Below are 18,651 nucleotides of genomic sequence, written 5' to 3' on the forward strand. Positions count from 1 at the left end.
ACTAACTTAAACCCCAGGTTGTCCGAGCGTCCTTGTAACAGTCCATTTCAGCGTGGGGTTTTTCATCCCACACCATGCAAATGCGGGTGAGGTCGTTATAGCTGGGCCACCCGGGGTTACCTTCCTTAATGAAGTGTGTTAACGCACTTTGCATAAGGTCTGCAGTCGTTTGCCCGGCAGCATCCTCCAGTACTGCCGCCGTTGGATCAGCAGGGTTCGTGGTGGTGACGGGTCCTACCTGACGATCTGCAGTGTCGGCCCCTAACGTGCCAAACCACATGGGAATATCTGCGCAGTGGGCGGCGCCCCTACGGCCCGGCCAGCGATAGTCATACACCCAGGTGTGGGACTCTTCCGCAGGCTGGTCAAGAACACGGTTCTCGGCGGCGGTGGCAATAGTGGCGCGGATCATTGTATCCGTCATCACTGCGCCTATTCGTCCCTCCGTGATGTCATCATGGTGAGCAGCAATAACATCATTCTTCTGGTGTGGGGTCACTGCACTAATAGAGAGAGTAATCTCTACGGCTAGGCGGGTAAGTAATTTCTTTAGACCATCAAAAGTAACAGAGTTAAATTCCTCAGACGTGGCACCCATCAGCATGGGATACTTTTGGAATGGTTGTTCACCAGCAGAAATTGTTAATGGTTTAGGCTGTGTGAGCTTATCCTGAACGGGGTAGAAGGGGAGACCCAATGGGTTAGTGCGGCGCATACGGCGAGAGAGCTTCTCCATTTTTTCCATCGGCCACTGGGACAATGCTTCCGCAGTGAACTTGGCAAAGGGGAAAGCGCGCCGGGCAGCTCGCGAAATACGGTGGGCAGCTTTTGCCATATTATTTTCAGGAATACGGATAAAAGCTGGTGAGCATGCAAATACTTGCTGGAAAAGTCCCTCTGCAGCAGGATTAGAGGCAAGACAGAACACGCTGGTTCCACCAGCTGATTGGCCGCCAATAGTAACTCGCTGCGGATCCCCGCCGAAAGCGGCAATATTGCGCTGAATCCAGGTAAGGGCAGCGATTTGGTCAAGCATGCCGCGGTTAGGGGGAACGTCTGGAAGAGGTAGCCACCCTTCCGCGTCAAGACGATAGTTAATGGTGACGACGATGACGCCAGCAGCAGTGAATTTTCCACCATCCCACCAATTGCAGGCATTTTCGCCCTTAATGAAACTTCCTCCGTGTATCCACACGAAAACAGGAAGCGGATGTTTCAGCGTAAGGCGATCAGGCTGGGGAAGAGTGTCTTTGGGCGCATAGATAGTGAGGTTAAGTTTTTCTGCGCCGCGACGTACTGGTTCCGGAATAGTGGGAGTGTGCTTACTGAGGAAATCTTGTGCAGTAGGGCCAGGTTTTGTACAGTCCCGGACCCCTTCCCACGTGTGGGGAGGTTGTGGTGCTTCAAAACGAGCAATTCCAGAAACTGGGGCGGCGTAGGGAATTCCATAAAAGACCGCATCATGGTCGCGGTTAAGGCCTTGTACCAGTCCTGATTGGGTAGAGATAAGGAGTGGAGATGCTTCACTGGGTGCGGAAGCATCGGTAGTGGTGTCGTTTTCAGCCATAAACCGAGGTTACTCTGTAATCGCTAAGATAGAATCCACCATCCAATAACTTGTGGATAGACGTGCCAGTCTATCCGTATGGCGTGCACTCTATGGTGTGCACAGTAGAAAGGTGTGCTGTGGCTACTGTTAATCCTCTCCTCGTTCCCTCAACATTGCCTTACGGATTGCCTGATTTCTCTGCAATACGAGATGAGCATGTTATGCCAGCATTGCAGGAAGCATTACGTCGCCATAAAGCCGAAATTGACACTATCGCGCATGATCCCACCACCCCCACCGCAATGAACACTGTGGTTGCGTTAGAACAAAGCGGGCAGGATCTCTCCCGCGTTGTGGGCTACTTCTATACGGTGGCAGGCGCAGACGCTACCGATGAGAGACTACGGATAGAAGGAGAGATATCCCCTCTACTGGCGCAGCATACAGACGACATGTACATGAATGCGGACCTTTTCTCCCGCATTGATACAGTCTTTCACTCCCTCTCGGAAAGTCTCGGAGACCTCGCTCCACTAGCGGAGAAAACACAGATACCTTTAGCGGATGTAGAAGCAGAAACAAGCGCTCTCGTACGTCGCTACCATGAACTATTCCTCCGCCATGGAGCAGGCTTAGACGCCGCCGCACAGGCACGTGTGAGAGAAATCAACGCAGAACTCTCCCGCCTATCCTCCGACTTCGGGGACACTCTCCTTAAAGACACGCAGGCACGCGCCGTCCATATCACCGATGAGGCAGAACTGGAAGGGGTAGAAGAGTCCCAAAAAGCATTCTTCGCAGATACTGCCCGGGCAGCAGGGAAGGACGGCTGGCTCATCCCGCTAGGGCTGCCCACTGTACAGCCAATCCTTGAACAGCTAGCGCGCCCAGATGTACGAGCCCGCATCTACGATGCATCACTGCAGCGGGGTGGTCAGAAGAATGAAACAATCGCGCAGCGTATGGCGTTACTACGGGCTGAAAAAGCGGAACTTTTCGGCTACCGCACCCACGCAGAGCTTGTTATCTCGGATGAAACAGCACGCACCCCAGAGGCGGCTTTGCAACTTCTCACCGACCTCGCTCCCGCAGCTGTGCGTAATGCGGAACGGGAACGTGCTGAGCTCCTCCCCGTTGCGCAGGCAGACGGCTGTACGACGCTCAGCGCCGCCGATTGGCCCTACTATGCCGAAAAAGTTCGCGCCGCCCACTACTCTCTTGACAGTGCTGAACTGAAACCCTACTTCCGCCTCCGCAATGTGGTTGAGCAGGGCGTATTCCGAACTGCCGAAATACTCTACGGACTGCGTATTACGAAACGCGATGATCTACATGGCTATACCCCCGACACAGACGTGTGGGAAGTAACGGACGCCACCACCGGCGAAGGACTGGCGCTGCTCCTTACCGACTACTTCACCCGCCCCACCAAACGCGGCGGCGCCTGGATGAATAGCATCATTGACCAGAATGCTCTCCTCGGCCAAAAACCCATCGTCATTAACGTCCTTAACCTCACACCAGCACCCGCAGGCGAAGACACCCTCCTCACCCTCGACGAAGTAGAAACCCTCTTCCACGAATTCGGCCACGCCCTCCACGGCATGCTGAGCAAAGTCATCTACCCACTCTTCTCCGGCACCAATGTGCCACGAGATTTCGTAGAATTCCCCTCCCAATTCAACGAAATGTGGGCCCTCCACAACGACACTCTTCCCGTCTACGCCACTAACGCAGCGGGGGACACAATTCCCCCAGAATTAGTGGAGAAAGTACGTGCGGCACAAAAGTTTGGGCAAGGCTTCGCCACCGTAGAATATCTGGCTGCCTGCATTATCGACATGGCATGGCACACCCTCACCCGTGATGGAATACGTGCCCTCGGGGAGGATATAGACGTTGCCGCGTTTGAAACTGCAGCACTACAGCGCGCCGGGCTGCATGTGGAAGGCATTGCCCCCCGTTACCGCACGCGCTACTACCAGCATATTTTCAGCAATGGGTATTCAGCGGGATACTACAGCTATCTGTGGTCAGAGGTGCTGGATGCGGATACGGTGGACTGGTTCAATGAACAGGGCGATCTTGTTCCGGAGGCTGGTCAGCGTTTCCGCAAAATGATTTTGTCGCGAGGCGGATCCATCGATTACATGACTGCCTACCGGGATTTCCGGAGCCGCGATAAGGACGTCACCCCATTATTGCGCCGGCGTGGACTGGTCTAAACACAATAGAAAAGCAATGGGCACATACTAGGAACGCAGCACACACGATTGGTAGAGAAAGACAAGGAGGCCAAGGAGTGAGCAGTTTCTCCAATGGGATGAACAATGCAGCATCATGGTTTGTTAATCTCCCTGTGGGATGGCAGATGCTCCTTGCTCTTCTTGTCCTTGTTCCCATTTGCTTTGTTATTGCCCGTTTCCTCCTACTACCGCTTATTGATGCAGTGTATAAGCTGTATAAACGGCATGCGCACACATCGCATCCTGCGGAGAATGCGGGGAATAAGGATGTTGCCTCTACTACGTCGCTGCCCGATAACAGCAAATACAAAAGCAATGCGGGAAGAAAGACAGAGACATCATGAATGCCCCGTCATCTTCCACACCTGTACCGCCGTCCTCCGCACATACGACACGACCATTTAAGACAGAGCCGTTTGTAGCAGTGCCGTGGGAGCGGGCCGATCTCGATAGTATTGTTAGCCGACCATTCGGCATCTATCTGCATGTTCCTTTTTGCACATCACGCTGTGGATACTGTGATTTCAACACCTATGCGTTGCGTACTTTTCCGCCTGGACCAGCTGGTGACCCCATTGCTCATTGGGCGGAACAGTTAACGAAAGAACTGCGTCTTGGTGCGCAGATTCTTACTGACCACAACATCACGCCACCAGCTGCAAACACCGTATTCTTCGGTGGTGGAACTCCGAGTCTACTGGGGCGGCAGTTACCTAAAATTCTGGATGTTGTCCGAGAGTGCTTCGGTATAGCACCCGGGGCAGAAATTACTAGTGAAGCTAACCCGGAGAGTACATCCCCTGAGCTTTTCGACTGCTGGCGAGCGGGGGGTGTTAATCGGCTTTCCCTTGGCATGCAATCTAGTGAACCGCGAGTGCTGGCGCTCCTTGACCGTCAGCATGATCCCGCCCGGGCAGTTGCAGCTATTGAGGAAGCGCAAGCTGCTGGTTTTGAGCATCTTAACCTAGATCTTATTTATGGCACCCCTGGTGAAACTACGGACGATGTTGCTCGTAGCGTAGATACCGTGCTGGCGACGGGAGTTGACCACGTGTCCGCGTATGCTCTCACTATAGAGCCTGGTACTGCGCTTTTTCGAAAAGTAGCGCATGGGGAAATTGACCCCATTGATGACGATATGCAGGCAGATCGGTACTACCAGATTGATGCGGCGTTACAGGAGGCGGGTTTTCACTGGTATGAAGTATCCAATTGGGCCCGTCAGCGTGATGCGAGATGTCGCCACAATCTGGGGTATTGGGAGGGTGGAAATTGGTGGGCTGCCGGCCCGGGAGCGTATGGCTACATGGGGGGAGTGCGGTGGAGTATCCGTAAGAATCCGCGTAGTTATGGAGAGCTTCTCGCACAGGGAATTTACCCGGCAGACTGGTGTGAGAAATTGACGCCTGCAGAGATTCGTGAAGAAACTATTATGCTGCGGCTGCGAGTGAGGGATGGTCTGGGGCGAGAGTATCTGAATCCGGCACAGATACGGGTGGCGGATACTGCAGTAATGGACGGTTTGGCAGTGTGGATAGGGGATAGGTTGGTGCTGACGACGCGGGGGAGGCTTTTAGCGGATGGGCTTATTGGGGATCTTCTTTTAGCAGAAGAGTGAGGGGTAGGGATCTCCTCCGCCCTCTAAAACTGGCACTTAGCGGTTGAGAGTGCCAGAATTGGCATAGACGGTATTATCTATCCGCAGCCATACAGCACTGTAGCAATGACTACAGCAATGACTGTAGCAATGTAGGAATGCAGTAATGATAGTGTTCCCAACATTCCGATAATCCTAATAAGTCTGACAATAAGAAGATGAGGAGGTCCTATGGCACGCGCAGATGAACGCCGCCTTAAAGTCCTCCGGGCTATTGTCACTGACTTTGTGGCCTCTCATGAGCCCGTAGGGTCAAAAGCTATTGTCGAAAAATATCAGCTAGGAGTATCAAGCGCCACTATCCGCAACGATATGGCTGTTCTTGAGGCGGAAGGATATATCACCCAGCCGCATACGTCCTCGGGTCGTGTCCCCACCGAGAAGGGCTACCGTGAATTCGTTGACAATATAGAACACATTAAGCCTCTTTCCCGTGCTGAACGTACTGCTATTCGCCGTTTCCTTGATGAGTCCATCAGTGTTGACGATGTTCTCAACCGCGGTATTCGGCTCCTCAGCCAATTGACTCAGCAGGTTGCGGTTATCCAATATCCCACCTTGCACCGTTCGAGCGTGTATCACGTGGAAATTATGCAGATGGCCAGTAGGCGTGTTCTTGTCGTCATCATTACGGACCGTGGCCGTGTCGATCAGAGAATTGTTGAATTTGACCGAGATCTTACTGAAGAAGCTGTTGAAACATTACAGCAGGAGTTCACTGCTTTGAAGGGGCGTACGTTAAGCCAGGCGTCTTCCGCGGTAGAAACACTTCTTGACGATCCACGCCACCCCTATGCGGAAGAGCTAGAACGTGCTGGACACATTATCCTTGATACGCTTATTGAGCATCCGGAAGAGCGTCTCCTCCTTGGAGGGACGTCTCACCTCACCCGTCATGCTGCAAGTTTTCATGGATCATTGCAAGAACTTCTCGATGCGTTGGAAGAACAAGTTATCATTCTTAAACTTCTCAATAGTGCTGCTAAGGATCCACTGTCTGATCCGCGCGCAGTTACTGTTCGCATTGGGGAGGAAACGCACCTTGAACATATTCATGGCACCTCTGTTGTCTCGACGACCTATGGTGCGGATGATTCCATCTACGGTGGTCTTGGCGTGATTGGACCTACCCGAATGGATTACCTTAACAACATTGCGGCGGTTTCGGCTGTCGCCCGCTATATCGGTGAGATTCTCGCCGGACACTAAAAACCTTATCTGCCCTTGTCCCACTACTCACACTAAGGATCGTTTCCCTTGGCTTTGGATTACTATGGCGTCCTCGGCGTTAATCAGGATGCCACTAACCGCGAAATCAAGAGTGCTTACCGCAAGCTTGCTCGTGAACTACACCCAGATGTTAACCCGTCAGAGGAAGCTGCCGAGAAGTTCAAAGACGTTACCACCGCTTACGAGGTTCTTTCCGACCCCGAAAAACGCCGCATTGTTGACATGGGTGGAGATCCGCTCGGCCAACCCGGCGGAGGTGACGCAGGCTTCGGAGGCTTCGGCGGTGTAGGTGACATTTTTGATGCTGTCTTCAACATGGCCGGTATGGGGGGCATGGGAGGAGGAATGCGTGGCGGCAGTGCCGAACCACGCTCCCGCGTACAACCAGGTGGCGACTCCCTTACCCACCTAGAACTCACCCTTGAGGAATGCTTCCGAGGTGGTCTGCAGGATCTAGAAGTAACAACCTATGTGCTATGCCCGGATTGTCAAGGTTCCGGGTCTGCCTCTGGAGCAAAGCCAACCACCTGCCCATATTGTGGCGGTACAGGGCAGATTCAGGAAGTACAGCAGTCCTTCCTCGGCCAGGTTGTCACAACCCATACGTGCCCACACTGCGGTGGTACCGGACAGATTATTACCGACCCGTGCCATACGTGCGGAGGTGAAGGACGTGTACGGCGTAACCGCAAGGTAACGGTTAAAGTTCCTGCCGGAGTGGGTAGCGGTATGCGTATTCGTCTTGTCTCCCAGGGCGATGTTGGCCCAGGTGGTGGCCCCGCTGGCGATCTTTACGTGGAAATTAGGCAAAAGCCAGACCCCGTCTTCACCCGTGATGGGGATGCCCTCCACTGCAATATTTCTGTTTCGATGGTGGATGCCGCACTGGGATGCGAAGTAGACCTTAATATGCCAGATGGGGAAATCTATACTGTGCGTGTTCCTGCTGGTACACAGCCAGGCGATATTCTTCGTGAACGCGGTAAAGGAATGCCACATGTGCGGACGGGCCGGCGTGGCGAACTCGTGGTACTTGTTAATGTCACGGTTCCGAAAGAGCTCAATGAGGAAGAACATGCCGCATTGGAGACGTTGCGTAGTCTGCAAAAAGATGGGGCACGGGTTCTTTCCGAAAAAGATGATGACAACCTGTTTACTCGTCTAAAGCAGGCTTTTTAGCACTAGCTGAGGGCAGGTTAGGATATTTTCTATGACTCTTCCCGTATTTCGGATTGCCCCAGACGATATGAAAGTGGACCCCGGAGCTGTTATTACAGTGAATGGTTCCGAGGGACGCCATGCGGTGACGGTGAAACGTTTACGGGTAGGGGAAAAGCTCATGCTCGGTGATGGGCAGGGGACTCTCGCTATTTGCCGGGTGACGGATATTGACGGGAAGAATACGTTGCGCGCCACAGTTGATGGCGTGAAAACTGTGCCCCGCCAGAAACCTCCTGTGACGATTGTGCAAGGTATCCCCAAAGGGGATGCAGCGGATTTGGCCGTTGATCTCTGCACAGAAGCAGGGGCAGATTGCATTATTCCGTGGCAGGCATCGCGTTGTGTTGCGCAATGGAGTGGTGCAAAGAAAGAAAAAGGCCGCAATAAGTGGCGGAAAACTGCTATTGAGGCAGCTAAACAGTCTCGTCGTGCGTGGGATCCGGAGATCAAGCCGGTTGCGACACTTGATGACATTGTGGCGTTAGTGTCGGAGACACAACGTGCTAGTGGTGTGGTCGCTATTTTGCATGAGTCGGCACGCATGACGTTGGAGACTCTGCCATTTAATCGTGCAAAAAGTATTGTGCTTATTGTCGGCCCAGAGGGCGGCATTACTAAAGATGAATTAACTGCCCTGGAAACAGCGGGCGGGCAGGCCGTCATTATGGGGCCAACTGTTTTACGGAGTGCCGCAGCCGGGGCAGTTGCGTTAGGAGCGATGGGGGTCCTCACAGAGCGGTGGTAGCAAGGTAAGCTAAAGACATGCCCATCATCACTCGCACCTTCACTCTTGAAGGTGACACTATGCCGCTTCTGCTCGGTGCCCATGATGCCAACCTCCGTGAACTCGAAAAACTGTTAACATCTGATATTCACGTTCGTGGCACAGAACTTACTCTCGCTGGTGATCCTGATGATCCGGGCGATCTTCCCCTTTCACAGGCAGTGATAACGTCTCTTCTCGATACTGTGAATCAGGGAGTTAATGTAGATGTTCCAATGGTGCAGCGAACAGTAAGTATGCTGTCGGGGCCCAGCGAGGAAGAACCCTCTGAAGTGTTCTCCACCCGTGTCGTGAATGTGCGAGGCCGTACTATTCGCGCTCAAACTGCCGGCCAGAAGCATTATGTGGAGTCTATTGCGAAGCACACAATTGTCTTCGGTATTGGACCCGCTGGTACTGGTAAGACGTACCTAGCGATGGCGATGGCAGTTAATGCGCTGCGTTCTAAAGACGTTAATCGAATTATTCTGACACGCCCGGCGGTAGAAGCCGGTGAAAATCTTGGTTTCTTACCGGGAACGTTAAATGACAAGATCGATCCTTACCTACGTCCCCTCTATGACGCCTTGCGTGACATGATGGAGCCCGAACAGGCTCGCAAGATGATGGATACGGGGGTTATTGAGGTTGCTCCGCTGGCCTATATGCGTGGCCGTACTCTCAATAATGCTTTCGTCATTTTGGATGAGGCACAAAACACTACTGCTGAGCAGATGAAAATGTTCCTTACTCGGTTGGGTGCGGGATCGACCATGGTTATTACTGGTGATTCGACACAGGTGGATTTACCGGGTGGTAAAACATCTGGTCTGCGAATAGCGCGCCGAGTGTTGGAGGGGGCCAACCCCGATATTGCGTTTATTGATCTCACAAGTGAGGATGTTGTTCGCCATAGTCTTGTGACCGCTATTGTTGAGGCTTACGGGCGCTACGACGAGGAGCAGGCGAAGCGTAAAGAGCAACAGTATGCTGACCATAAGAATGGCGGTTCGCGTGAGAGGAATACGCGGGAGAGAAGTAAGGATCACAAGGATAAAGCATGAGCATTGAAGTAGCTAATGAATCCGGTATGGACGTCGATGAGACCATTCTTATCGACGTCGCTGCATACGTCATGCAGCGCATGGATGTTCACCCAGCTGCTGAATTAGCCATTACCCTTGTCGATCTTGCCACCATTGAGCAGCTTCATGTGCAGTGGCTTGATCTTCCCGGCCCCACAGATGTCATGAGTTTCCCCATGGATGAGCTCACCCCGGGTGGACGTCCCGACAGTATCCAACCTGGTCCAGCCATGCTGGGTGATATTGTTATCTGCCCGCAGTTCGCGGCAGATCAGGCGAAGCGGGCAGGGCATGGGTCCGGCCACGAGATGGCACTGTTGACGGTGCACGGTGTTCTGCACCTTTTGGGATACGATCACGCTACCGCTGCAGAAGAACAGGAAATGTTCTCTCTTCAAAATGCTCTCTTAGCGGAGTGGTACGACCAACGCGATATGGGCGTTCGAAAGGTATAGACCGACAACATTATGAGCTTGCTCGCTATTTTGAGTCTGGTCTTTGGACTTCTCCTGATGGTCTGTGCGGCACTATGCGCAGCCCAAGATACGGCCCTCAATACAGTATCCCATGCTCGTGCAGTTGAAATTGCGCACGAGAACGAACTGGGGTCACACAAAATGTTGCATGTGGTGGAGCGCCGGGAAGCCTACACCGCTGTTGTTGTTTTTCTCCGTACAACGTTTGAGCTTGTTGCCACTATCCTCTTTGCCACGTTATTCCTGGACACTGTAGGAAAAGCTCATGGTGGTGGTACGGGACCTGCGTGGGCATTAGTGTATGCCGGCATTGTGAGCGTGGTCTGTAGCTACGTTGTGGCGGGTGTATCGGCACGTACGCTCGGTCTTCAAAAACCTTATGATGTTCTGCGCTACACGGCAGTGCTGCTTATCTCCATAGCATGGCTTTTCCGGCCAGTGAGCCGCGCATTAGTATGGCTCGGCAATGCTATTACGCCCGGTAAAGGGTTCAAAGAGGGGCCTTTCTCCACAGATATTGAGTTGAAAGAATTCGTCACCCTCGCCCAGCAGCGTGGTGTGGTAGAAGATGACGAAAGAGAAATGATCGAATCTGTCGTTGAGCTTGGCGACAGTAATGCACGGTCCGCCATGGTTCCACGTACAGACATGGTGTGGATCGAATCTACAAAAACTGCTAAACAGGCCATTAAACTCGCTGTGAAATCAGGGTTTTCCCGTATCCCAGTTATTGCCGACACCGTTGATGATGTAGTGGGTGTCGTCTACCTTAAAGACCTTGTTGCCCATACCTACTCGGCAACAGATGGGGCAGAGTCCGTGCAGGTTGCGGAACTTATGCGTCCCGCCTGGTTCATTCCAGACTCTAAGAGCCTGGATGATGTTCTTGATGAGATGCGGGCAAAACGGAACCATATTGCCATCCTCATTGACGAATACGGTGGTGTGGCAGGACTCATCACCATCGAAGATATTTTGGAAGAGATTGTCGGTGAAATCTCTGACGAATATGATGCGTCAGAAGTAGCACCCATAGAAGAACTCGGTGAGAATCAGTGGCGCGTCTCTGCTCGTCTATCCATTGACGATTTAGCGGAGGCTGTGGGAGTTGAATTTGATGAAGAGCTTCTTGATGAAGTTGATACAGTTGGCGGTTTGCTTGCCTACGAATTGGGACGCGTTCCCCTCCCCGGCGCCCATATTCATACCGATGCTCTAGATTTAATAGCGGAAGCTGGGCATGATCACCGCGGCCGTCGCCGCGTCACTACCGTGCTCGTGGAAAAGATACATTCCGACGATGCGGATAATAGCGAGGAAGAGGAGTCGAATAAAGATGAGTGAGCTGCACAATGAGCACAATCGTCAACATGAGTACGATCCTCAGCACCGGTCTGGTTTTGTCTGCTTCGTTGGGCGACCCAATACGGGCAAATCAACTCTTATGAATGCCATGGTGGGGCAGAAGATTGCCATCACCTCCAACCGGCCACAAACTACTCGCCACACTATCCGCGGCATTATCACCACCGATAACGCCCAGTTAATTATTGTCGATACTCCAGGCCTGCATCGTCCCCGCACACTCTTGGGGGAACGGTTGAATGAATTGGTGAAGGATACGTTTGCCGACGTGGACATTATCGGCTTGTGTATTCCCGCAGATGAACCAATTGGCCCTGGTGATCGTTGGATTTTGAACCAAGTTCGTAAGAATGTTCCCCGCACACCAGTCATTGGTGTAGTGACCAAAGTGGACAAGGTAAGCCGCGACCAGATAGCGGCGCAGCTTGTTGCTGTCGCGGAATTATTAGGGCCAGATGCCGAGGTTATTCCCGTCTCCGCAGCGTCGGGGGAACAAGTAGATACTGTTATTGATGTTTTTACGTCCTTACTGCCGGAGGGTCCCCAGTTCTATCCGGAAGACGAACTCACAGATGACGATACGGAAAAATTCCTCTCCGAGCTCATTCGCGAAGCCGTATTAGAGGATGTGCGCGATGAATTGCCGCACTCTATTGCCTGCACCATTGAGGAAATATACCCAGACCCCGATGACGAGGGCCGCACAGTAGTAAACGCCACCATATACGTAGAGCGAGATAGTCAAAAAGGCATTGTTATTGGGAAAAAAGGATCCCGTTTGCGGAAGGTAGGCCAGCGGGCGCGGCAGGGTATTAGCCGAGTATTAGGGACGCGCGTCTATCTTGACCTGCATGTAAAAGTTCTGAAAGATTGGCAGACTGATCCGAAACAGCTAGGCAAGCTAGGCTTCTAGAGATGGCCTCTTTCCGAGACCAAGGATTAGTGCTTCGCCACTATAACCTGGGTGAAGCAGATCGCATTATTGTGCTCTTTACTAGAGCACATGGGTTATTGCGGTGCGTTGCCAAGGGGGTCCGCCGCACACGCTCCCGCTTCGGGGCGCGCCTAGAGCCTTTCACACTTATTGACGTGCAGATTTATCCGGGACGCAACCTCAACACCATTACCGAAGCTGTCACAGTGGAAACCTTTAATGCGCGCATTGTTGCAGACTATGAGCGTTATACCGCTGCCGCCTCCGTCCTAGAAGCAGTAGAGCGTCTTCTCGGCGAGGAGGAGCAGCCTAATCCGCAGCTTTTTGACCTGACAGTGGGGGTGATGGGGGCATTAAGCTACGGCCGCCGATCCCCCCAACAAATGGTGGATACGTATTTATTGCGAGCCATGGCAGAAGCCGGGTGGGCTCCCGAATTGGATAAATGCGCAGTGTGTGGAGCAGAAGGACCACATCAAGCGTTTCATCCAGCTGCCGGCGGGGTGGTGTGCGTGAAACATCGTCCGCCGGGAAGTGCCACCCCTATGGCGGGAGTACTGGAGTATTTGCGTTCTCTTCGGGATGCGCGATGGGATCGTGCCGATAGTATTGCCGGGGACAAAAAACTGGGGAGGAGAGTACAGGAGGAAGCTCACCAGCTGATAGTTTCGCATTTACAATGGCATACGGAACGCAAAATTACTGCCTTTGATCTGGCTGCAGAGGCAGAAAGGGGACATTGGCGATGAGCGTATGGTACGACAAACTCACCGGATTCTTTTCCCGCCCATCGCATCGTAGTTTGCAGGAGGTTGAGGGGGCACACACCTTCGTCGATGATGTTCCGGTGACGGAAGATCTCCTACCAGATGAAGAGACTCGTATCTACACGCGTGGGGAGCAGATGGATCCCTGCTTCGCTGGGCATGATTTCACATCTGCTCCGCCAGCTATTCCCGCCGAGTTTCTTCCCCACCACATTGCGCTGGTGATGGATGGGAATGGCCGTTGGGCGCAGCAACGCGGTATGAGCCGTACAGAGGGGCATCGTCGTGGGGAAGCTGTGCTGCCAGAAGTATGCAGAGCCTGCCTTGATGCGGGTATTCCGTGGCTATCAGCTTATGCATTCTCCACGGAGAATTGGAGCCGTAGCTATGAGGAAGTGCGTTTCCTTATGAGTTTCTCGCGTAACGTTTTACGGTGGCAACGAGATGAGCTCAACGATATGGGAGTGCGCATTCACTGGGCTGGACGGCGTCCCCGTTTGTGGCCCTCCGTTATTAAAGAACTCGAGATTGCGGAGGAGCTTACTCGCGATAACACCACTATGAACCTTGTGATGTGTGTCAATTATGGGGGAAGAGCAGAAATTACCGATGCTGCTAATCGGTTAGCGATGGCAGTAAAAGAGGGGGTAGTAGATCCGCGTGATATTAACGAGGACACTCTTTCACGGTTGATGTATGTTCCAGAGATGCCGGATGTGGATCTTTTCCTGCGGCCCTCTGGTGAGAAACGGACAAGTAACTTCCTGCTCTGGGAGAGTGCCTATGCGGAGATGGTCTACCAGGATGTACTTTTCCCTGATTTTGACCGCACCTATTTATGGGCAGCCCTTGAAGAGTACGCGCGACGTGACCGCCGTTTCGGCGGCAACACAGGCAAGTAGTGGTTAGAGGAAACGCTTGTTGACGATTTCTTCCGCGTGGGAAAGGGCATCATTAACAATGCCGGATAGGTGCTCGTCCACTAACGAGTAGATATGCTCACGACCCCGCTGTGTGGATTTCACCACACCAGTATTTTTGAGGACTCGCAAATGTTGAGAAACTGCCGGCTGTGGCATATCCAGTGCGGATACTAATTCATGTACGCAGCAGGGACGGTGTTGTAATTGCACAATAATGGCGATGCGGGCCGGGGCAGTAAGCGACTGTAAAAGAGTGCCGGCGGCTTCCATTACCTTCTGTGGGGGAAGTTCTGCGAGATCCTTGTCAACCCCGTCGGAGTCGGCGCAATGCTCTTCCGATACTTCTGTCATGTCGTGTCCCGTCTTGAATTACCGCAAGGGTACTGCATGAATAATGCAGTAATTGTACAGCAGGACGTCAACTGGCGTCCTTCCCTCATCATACTGAGTGTGACAAATGGCAGAACTCATACTGCCTACAGCACTGTGCTTTAAACAGTGGTTTAAATGGAAGTTTAAATGGGTTTATACGGCTTTGCCTGCTAGTATGTGGTCAGCAGGGACTTCCCGCTGGCATGCATAAAGGAGTACATAGTCGTGGCCAAAAATAACCTTGTAGAGTCCGTCGCTAACCTATGCAAACGCCGGGGAGTTGTATACCCGTGCGGCGAAATCTACGGTGGTACACGTTCCGCATGGGATTACGGTCCGCTTGGTGTGGAACTGAAGGACAACATTAAACGCCAGTGGTGGAACAATATGGTGCGAAGCCGTGACAATGTTGTCGGTCTTGACTCTTCCATCATCCTGCCGCGTCAAGTGTGGGAAGCCTCCGGCCACGTTGAAGTGTTCACCGACCCGCTCGTGGAATCTCTCTACACCCACAAGCGCTACCGCGCTGACCATCTTCTGGAAGCCTACGAAGAAAAACATGGCCACGCCCCCGCCAATGGGCTAGCCGACATTCCCGATCCGGAAACCGGCCAGCCCGGTAACTGGACGGAGCCGCGGGCATTCTCCGGCCTCATGAAAACCTACCTCGGCCCAGTAGACGATAAAGAAGGCCTGCACTACCTGCGTCCAGAAACAGCCCAGGGTATCTTCGTCAACTACAAGAACGTCATGACGACATCCCGCATGAAGCTGCCTTTCGGTATTGGCAACATTGGTAAATCCTTCCGTAACGAGATCACTCCCGGTAACTTCATCTTCCGTACGCGTGAATTCGAGCAGATGGAGATGGAATTTTTCGTCAAGCCGGGGGAAGACGAAGAATGGCACCAGTACTGGATTGACGAGCGCTGGAAGTGGTACACCGACCTGGGTGTGCGGGAAGAAAATCTGCGTCTCTACGAGCATCCTAAAGAGAAACTTTCCCACTACTCTAAGCGCACAGTGGATATTGAATATGCCTTCCACTTCACGGGCTCTAAGTGGGGCGAGCTAGAAGGTATCGCCAACCGCACCGACTATGACCTCACCGTACACAGCAAGCATTCGGGCGAAGATCTCTCATTCTTCGACCAGGCTACTGGTGAACGCTACATTCCTTACGTCATTGAACCGGCCGCCGGACTCACCCGCTCCCTCATGTGCTTCCTTGTTGACGCATATGAGGAGGAGGAAATTCCGAAAGCAAACGGCAAGATTGATAAGCGCACTGTGCTGCATCTTGACCCCCGACTTGCCCCCGTGAAGGCTGCCGTATTGCCGCTGTCTCGCAATGAAGAGCTCAGCCCGGTAGCCCGTGATCTGGCTGCGCAATTGCGTCAGCGCTGGAATGTGGACTTTGATGATGCGCAGGGTATCGGCAAGCGTTACCGTCGCCAGGATGAGATTGGTACCCCATTCTGTGTCACTGTCGACTTCGATACGAAGGATGACCAAGCCGTCACTATTCGCGAGCGTGACACGATGAGCCAGGAACGCGTCTCCCTCGATAATGTGGAGAGCTACCTCGCAGAACGTTTATGTGGCTGCTAGCGTAAAACCCTGTGCATTTGCGTCCTCCCGTAGGACAATAGGTACGTGGCACGTGTGTGCCTCACGGCTTATTTGTACACCCACGTTTAAAGGAATCGACGAGGTTAGATGGATGGCGTTCTCCTGAATCAGGAGCTCGTCTTTCGAGTGATCGACTTGACGGGCGTATTCTGTGGAGGTTGTCTGGGCGGCACCGTGGCGCGCCGCCATAAATTTGATTTCGTCGGATTCCTTATTCTGGGTATTAGTACAGCTCTCGGTGGCGGTGTACTACGTGACATCATGCTGAACCTCACGCCTATTGCCCTCACCAATGGTTCCTACCTTATAGCGGCAGTTTGTGGTGTGTTTATCTCCATGGTGCTCCGCATCGATGACCGAAAATTCTGGATTAATCTTTTCAGTGTTATTGACGCATTGACCGTTGGGTCATGGGCAGCCACGGGCGCTTCAAAAACATTAGCTGCCGGGTTAGGGGTAGGACCTGCCCTCTTGCTAGGCGTTGTTACCGCTATTGGCGGGGGAATTATTCGTGACGTGCTCGTAGGCCGTACACCTGAGGTATTTGGCGGCAATACACTGTATGCGACACCAGCATTAGCCGGTGCTGCCGTGGTCACCATGGTGCATGGCATTGGTTATCCTGGCGTCGGTATGATTGCGGGCACTATCACCGGGGGTGCTCTCTGCCTACCTGCCCGGCTTTTCGGATGGTCCCTTCCGGATTTACCCGATTGGAGTATTGATTCGGCAGCGGCACAATTTCTCCGCAAGATTAAAGGTGATAAATCCCATCGGGCGAAATCCCACCTCCGTAATTTGCAGCGAATGGAAGAGCACGTCAGCCGCTCGCAGCAGGCAGGTAATAACACTGGAAATGACGGTACAGAGGATCTTCACCCTCCAATAACTGCGGATCACTCTGATACCAGTGAGAAGGGCAACAAGACTGCCTAGGGGAGAACAACCCTAGCTAAGAATAACCCTGTGGCACACCAATAATGGCTGCATGTCCTGCTAGAGTACCTGTCAAAATGCTCGGTAGAATAAAACCAACATGAGTGTTTATACCGATCACGATCTAGCCCGGCAACAACCAGAACATCCCAAGGCTTCGCAACTGGGAGAAACTGGCCATTGTGACCGGCGTAGTCCCTTTTCCCACGACCGCGCACGTATCTTGCATAGTGGTGCGCTTCGTCGTCTTGCCGATAAAACTCAAGTGGTTGGGCCGCAGGAAGGCGATGTGCCACGTACACGCCTTACCCATTCCCTGGAAGTAGCACAGATATCCGCTGGTATTGCCGCCGGTCTGGGGGTTGATGAGGATCTTGCAGAATTGGCGGGTCTTGCCCACGATATTGGCCACCCGCCCTATGGCCATAATGGGGAACGCGCCCTTGATGATCTTGCAGCAGAGTGCGGTGGATTTGAAGGGAATGCGCAAACACTGCGTATCCTTACCCGCCTGGAACCAAAAGTACTGGCAGACGATGGTTCATCACGGGGGCTTAACCTGTCCCGTGCAGCTCTTGACGCTATCTGTAAATACCCATGGACTCGCCAACCCGGAAACAAAAAATTCGGTGCCTATGTAGATGATGCCGCCACTCTCGCATGGGTTCGGGAGGGCGCACCGCAGCATCGAAAATGTTTAGAAGCACAGATTATGGATTGGTCGGATGATATTGCCTACTCTGTGCATGATGTTGAGGATGGGATCCTCTCCGGCCGCATTGATCTGCGCGTACTTGGGGATTCCTCAGAATCCTCCGCGCTTGCCGCCGATGCGCACGAAACTTTTGGACTGTCCGCAGATCGTGTTGCCGCTGCTGCTTCTCGCTTGTGGGAACTTCCCCATGTTCGTGACGTTGCGGAATCATGCGTATCCAATTCAATGCCACCATCTAACACTGCTTCTGCTAATGCTGTCCCTGCCGGCTCTATCCCCGTCAAGAAGTATTTTGGGTCCCGCGCTAACCTTGTTGCCCTGAAACAACTCACCTCGGAACTGGTGGGACGATTCGTCAATTCCACCATTGCCACCACCCGTGCCCACTACTCCGGAGAATTGGGTCGCTACCATGGTGAACTGAAAATCTCGCGTGATATTGAAGCAGAAGTGGGATTACTGAAAACGGTGGCTGTGCGCTACGTCATGCACAATGTGGACCATCTGCGGGCACAAGAACGCCAATATGACCGTATCTTCCGCGTTGCTAACTGGCTCATGAACGCTGGTGAAGGTGGTCTTGACCCTGTTTTCTGGGATGACTGGAAAGCTGCCTGCCAGGCAGACGACGATGCGGCACGTATGCGTGTCGTTGTTGACCAAATAGCCTCCTACACCGAAACTCGCCTGGAACGCGTCGACCGGGCAGCGGCAGGTATTCAGGCCGGTTGGGGATAGAACACAGAGAATATGATGGCTGTACCACACTGGTGCGAGCAA

17 protein-coding genes are annotated in these 18,651 nt (G+C 53.0%); 15 read left to right on the plus strand and 2 right to left on the minus strand.

Annotated features, from left to right (window positions below; translation table 11 throughout):
- Position 1 precedes the first annotated feature (1 nt).
- Positions 2 to 1,567 carry a carboxylesterase family protein gene (locus QZV76_RS03050; protein ID WP_290598322.1) on the minus strand — a complete coding sequence of 522 codons (1,566 nt, stop codon included), beginning with the start codon at positions 1,565 to 1,567 and terminating at the stop codon, positions 2 to 4.
- Between the two features lie 119 nt (positions 1,568 to 1,686).
- On the opposite strand from QZV76_RS03050, the gene QZV76_RS03055 reads away from it, so the two are divergent.
- From QZV76_RS03055 to QZV76_RS03110, 12 genes are all read left to right on the plus strand, one after another.
- Positions 1,687 to 3,774, plus strand: coding sequence for a M3 family metallopeptidase (locus tag QZV76_RS03055; protein WP_290598323.1), 2,088 nt, complete (start codon positions 1,687 to 1,689; stop codon positions 3,772 to 3,774).
- A gap of 77 nt (positions 3,775 to 3,851) precedes the next feature.
- Positions 3,852 to 4,139, plus strand: coding sequence for a hypothetical protein (locus QZV76_RS03060; protein WP_290598324.1), 288 nt, complete (start codon positions 3,852 to 3,854; stop codon positions 4,137 to 4,139).
- Entirely contained in the window at positions 4,136 to 5,413 is a 1,278-nt protein-coding gene (gene hemW, locus QZV76_RS03065) for a radical SAM family heme chaperone HemW (RefSeq protein WP_290598325.1), read from the plus strand. The genes QZV76_RS03060 and hemW overlap by 4 nt, the downstream gene beginning before the upstream one ends.
- Before the next feature lie 210 nt (positions 5,414 to 5,623).
- The gene (gene hrcA, locus QZV76_RS03070) at positions 5,624 to 6,661 is read left to right on the plus strand and encodes a heat-inducible transcriptional repressor HrcA (protein WP_290598326.1); all 1,038 of its coding nucleotides are present in this window, start codon (positions 5,624 to 5,626) and stop codon (positions 6,659 to 6,661) included.
- Between the two features lie 48 nt (positions 6,662 to 6,709).
- On the plus strand, positions 6,710 to 7,861 hold the full coding sequence (gene dnaJ, locus QZV76_RS03075) for a molecular chaperone DnaJ (RefSeq protein WP_290598327.1): 1,152 nt from the start codon (positions 6,710 to 6,712) through the stop codon (positions 7,859 to 7,861).
- A gap of 31 nt (positions 7,862 to 7,892) precedes the next feature.
- The gene (locus QZV76_RS03080) at positions 7,893 to 8,648 is read left to right on the plus strand and encodes a 16S rRNA (uracil(1498)-N(3))-methyltransferase (RefSeq protein ID WP_290598328.1); all 756 of its coding nucleotides are present in this window, start codon (positions 7,893 to 7,895) and stop codon (positions 8,646 to 8,648) included.
- Between the two features lie 17 nt (positions 8,649 to 8,665).
- On the plus strand, positions 8,666 to 9,730 hold the full coding sequence (locus QZV76_RS03085) for a PhoH family protein (RefSeq protein WP_290598329.1): 1,065 nt from the start codon (positions 8,666 to 8,668) through the stop codon (positions 9,728 to 9,730).
- Positions 9,727 to 10,206, plus strand: a complete 480-nt coding sequence (ybeY, locus tag QZV76_RS03090) for an rRNA maturation RNase YbeY (protein WP_290598330.1) — start codon at positions 9,727 to 9,729, stop codon at positions 10,204 to 10,206. The genes QZV76_RS03085 and ybeY overlap by 4 nt, the downstream gene beginning before the upstream one ends.
- Before the next feature lie 12 nt (positions 10,207 to 10,218).
- Positions 10,219 to 11,571, plus strand: a complete 1,353-nt coding sequence (locus QZV76_RS03095; RefSeq protein WP_290598331.1) for a hemolysin family protein — start codon at positions 10,219 to 10,221, stop codon at positions 11,569 to 11,571.
- Positions 11,564 to 12,505 carry a GTPase Era gene (era, locus tag QZV76_RS03100; protein ID WP_290598332.1) on the plus strand — a complete coding sequence of 314 codons (942 nt, stop codon included), beginning with the start codon at positions 11,564 to 11,566 and terminating at the stop codon, positions 12,503 to 12,505. Before QZV76_RS03095 ends, era begins: the two co-directional genes overlap by 8 nt.
- Before the next feature lie 2 nt (positions 12,506 to 12,507).
- Complete coding sequence (gene recO / locus QZV76_RS03105) at positions 12,508 to 13,275, plus strand: DNA repair protein RecO (protein ID WP_290598333.1); 768 nt, start codon at positions 12,508 to 12,510, stop codon at positions 13,273 to 13,275.
- A 155-nt stretch (positions 13,276 to 13,430) separates the two neighbouring features.
- A complete protein-coding gene (locus QZV76_RS03110) occupies positions 13,431 to 14,195 on the plus strand; it encodes an isoprenyl transferase (protein ID WP_290598450.1) in 765 nt (254 codons plus the stop codon).
- 3 nt (positions 14,196 to 14,198) lie between these two features.
- Here QZV76_RS03110 and QZV76_RS03115 read toward each other — a convergent pair whose 3' ends face one another.
- Entirely contained in the window at positions 14,199 to 14,567 is a 369-nt protein-coding gene (locus tag QZV76_RS03115) for a metalloregulator ArsR/SmtB family transcription factor (RefSeq protein ID WP_290598334.1), read from the minus strand.
- A 246-nt stretch (positions 14,568 to 14,813) separates the two neighbouring features.
- On the opposite strand from QZV76_RS03115, the gene QZV76_RS03120 reads away from it, so the two are divergent.
- From QZV76_RS03120 to QZV76_RS03130, 3 genes are all read left to right on the plus strand, one after another.
- A complete protein-coding gene (locus QZV76_RS03120) occupies positions 14,814 to 16,199 on the plus strand; it encodes a glycine--tRNA ligase (protein ID WP_290598335.1) in 1,386 nt (461 codons plus the stop codon).
- A gap of 147 nt (positions 16,200 to 16,346) precedes the next feature.
- Entirely contained in the window at positions 16,347 to 17,156 is an 810-nt protein-coding gene (locus QZV76_RS03125) for a trimeric intracellular cation channel family protein (RefSeq protein ID WP_290598336.1), read from the plus strand.
- Positions 17,157 to 17,256: 100 nt separating this feature from the next.
- Positions 17,257 to 18,609 carry a deoxyguanosinetriphosphate triphosphohydrolase gene (locus tag QZV76_RS03130; protein WP_290598337.1) on the plus strand — a complete coding sequence of 451 codons (1,353 nt, stop codon included), beginning with the start codon at positions 17,257 to 17,259 and terminating at the stop codon, positions 18,607 to 18,609.
- Positions 18,610 to 18,651 lie beyond the last annotated feature (42 nt).

The sequence above is a fragment of the Lawsonella sp. genome, assembly GCF_011525565.1.
GTDB lineage: Bacteria > Actinomycetota > Actinomycetes > Mycobacteriales > Mycobacteriaceae > Lawsonella > Lawsonella clevelandensis_A.

What these genes read in the sequence shown, in the direction of transcription:
- era (WP_290598332.1), top strand. Translation starts at nt 11,564, where the DNA reads ATGAGTGAGCTGCACAATGAGCACAATCGTCAACATGAGTACGATCCT.
- recO (WP_290598333.1), top strand. Translation starts at nt 12,508, where the DNA reads ATGGCCTCTTTCCGAGACCAAGGATTAGTGCTTCGCCACTATAACCTG.
- QZV76_RS03115 (WP_290598334.1), bottom strand. Translation starts at nt 14,567, where the DNA reads ATGACAGAAGTATCGGAAGAGCATTGCGCCGACTCCGACGGGGTTGAC.
- QZV76_RS03085 (WP_290598329.1), top strand. Translation starts at nt 8,666, where the DNA reads ATGCCCATCATCACTCGCACCTTCACTCTTGAAGGTGACACTATGCCG.
- QZV76_RS03095 (WP_290598331.1), top strand. Translation starts at nt 10,219, where the DNA reads ATGAGCTTGCTCGCTATTTTGAGTCTGGTCTTTGGACTTCTCCTGATG.
- hemW (WP_290598325.1), top strand. Translation starts at nt 4,136, where the DNA reads ATGAATGCCCCGTCATCTTCCACACCTGTACCGCCGTCCTCCGCACAT.
- QZV76_RS03080 (WP_290598328.1), top strand. Translation starts at nt 7,893, where the DNA reads ATGACTCTTCCCGTATTTCGGATTGCCCCAGACGATATGAAAGTGGAC.
- hrcA (WP_290598326.1), top strand. Translation starts at nt 5,624, where the DNA reads ATGGCACGCGCAGATGAACGCCGCCTTAAAGTCCTCCGGGCTATTGTC.
- QZV76_RS03110 (WP_290598450.1), top strand. Translation starts at nt 13,431, where the DNA reads ATGGATCCCTGCTTCGCTGGGCATGATTTCACATCTGCTCCGCCAGCT.
- QZV76_RS03050 (WP_290598322.1), bottom strand. Translation starts at nt 1,567, where the DNA reads ATGGCTGAAAACGACACCACTACCGATGCTTCCGCACCCAGTGAAGCA.
- ybeY (WP_290598330.1), top strand. Translation starts at nt 9,727, where the DNA reads ATGAGCATTGAAGTAGCTAATGAATCCGGTATGGACGTCGATGAGACC.
- QZV76_RS03130 (WP_290598337.1), top strand. Translation starts at nt 17,257, where the DNA reads ATGAGTGTTTATACCGATCACGATCTAGCCCGGCAACAACCAGAACAT.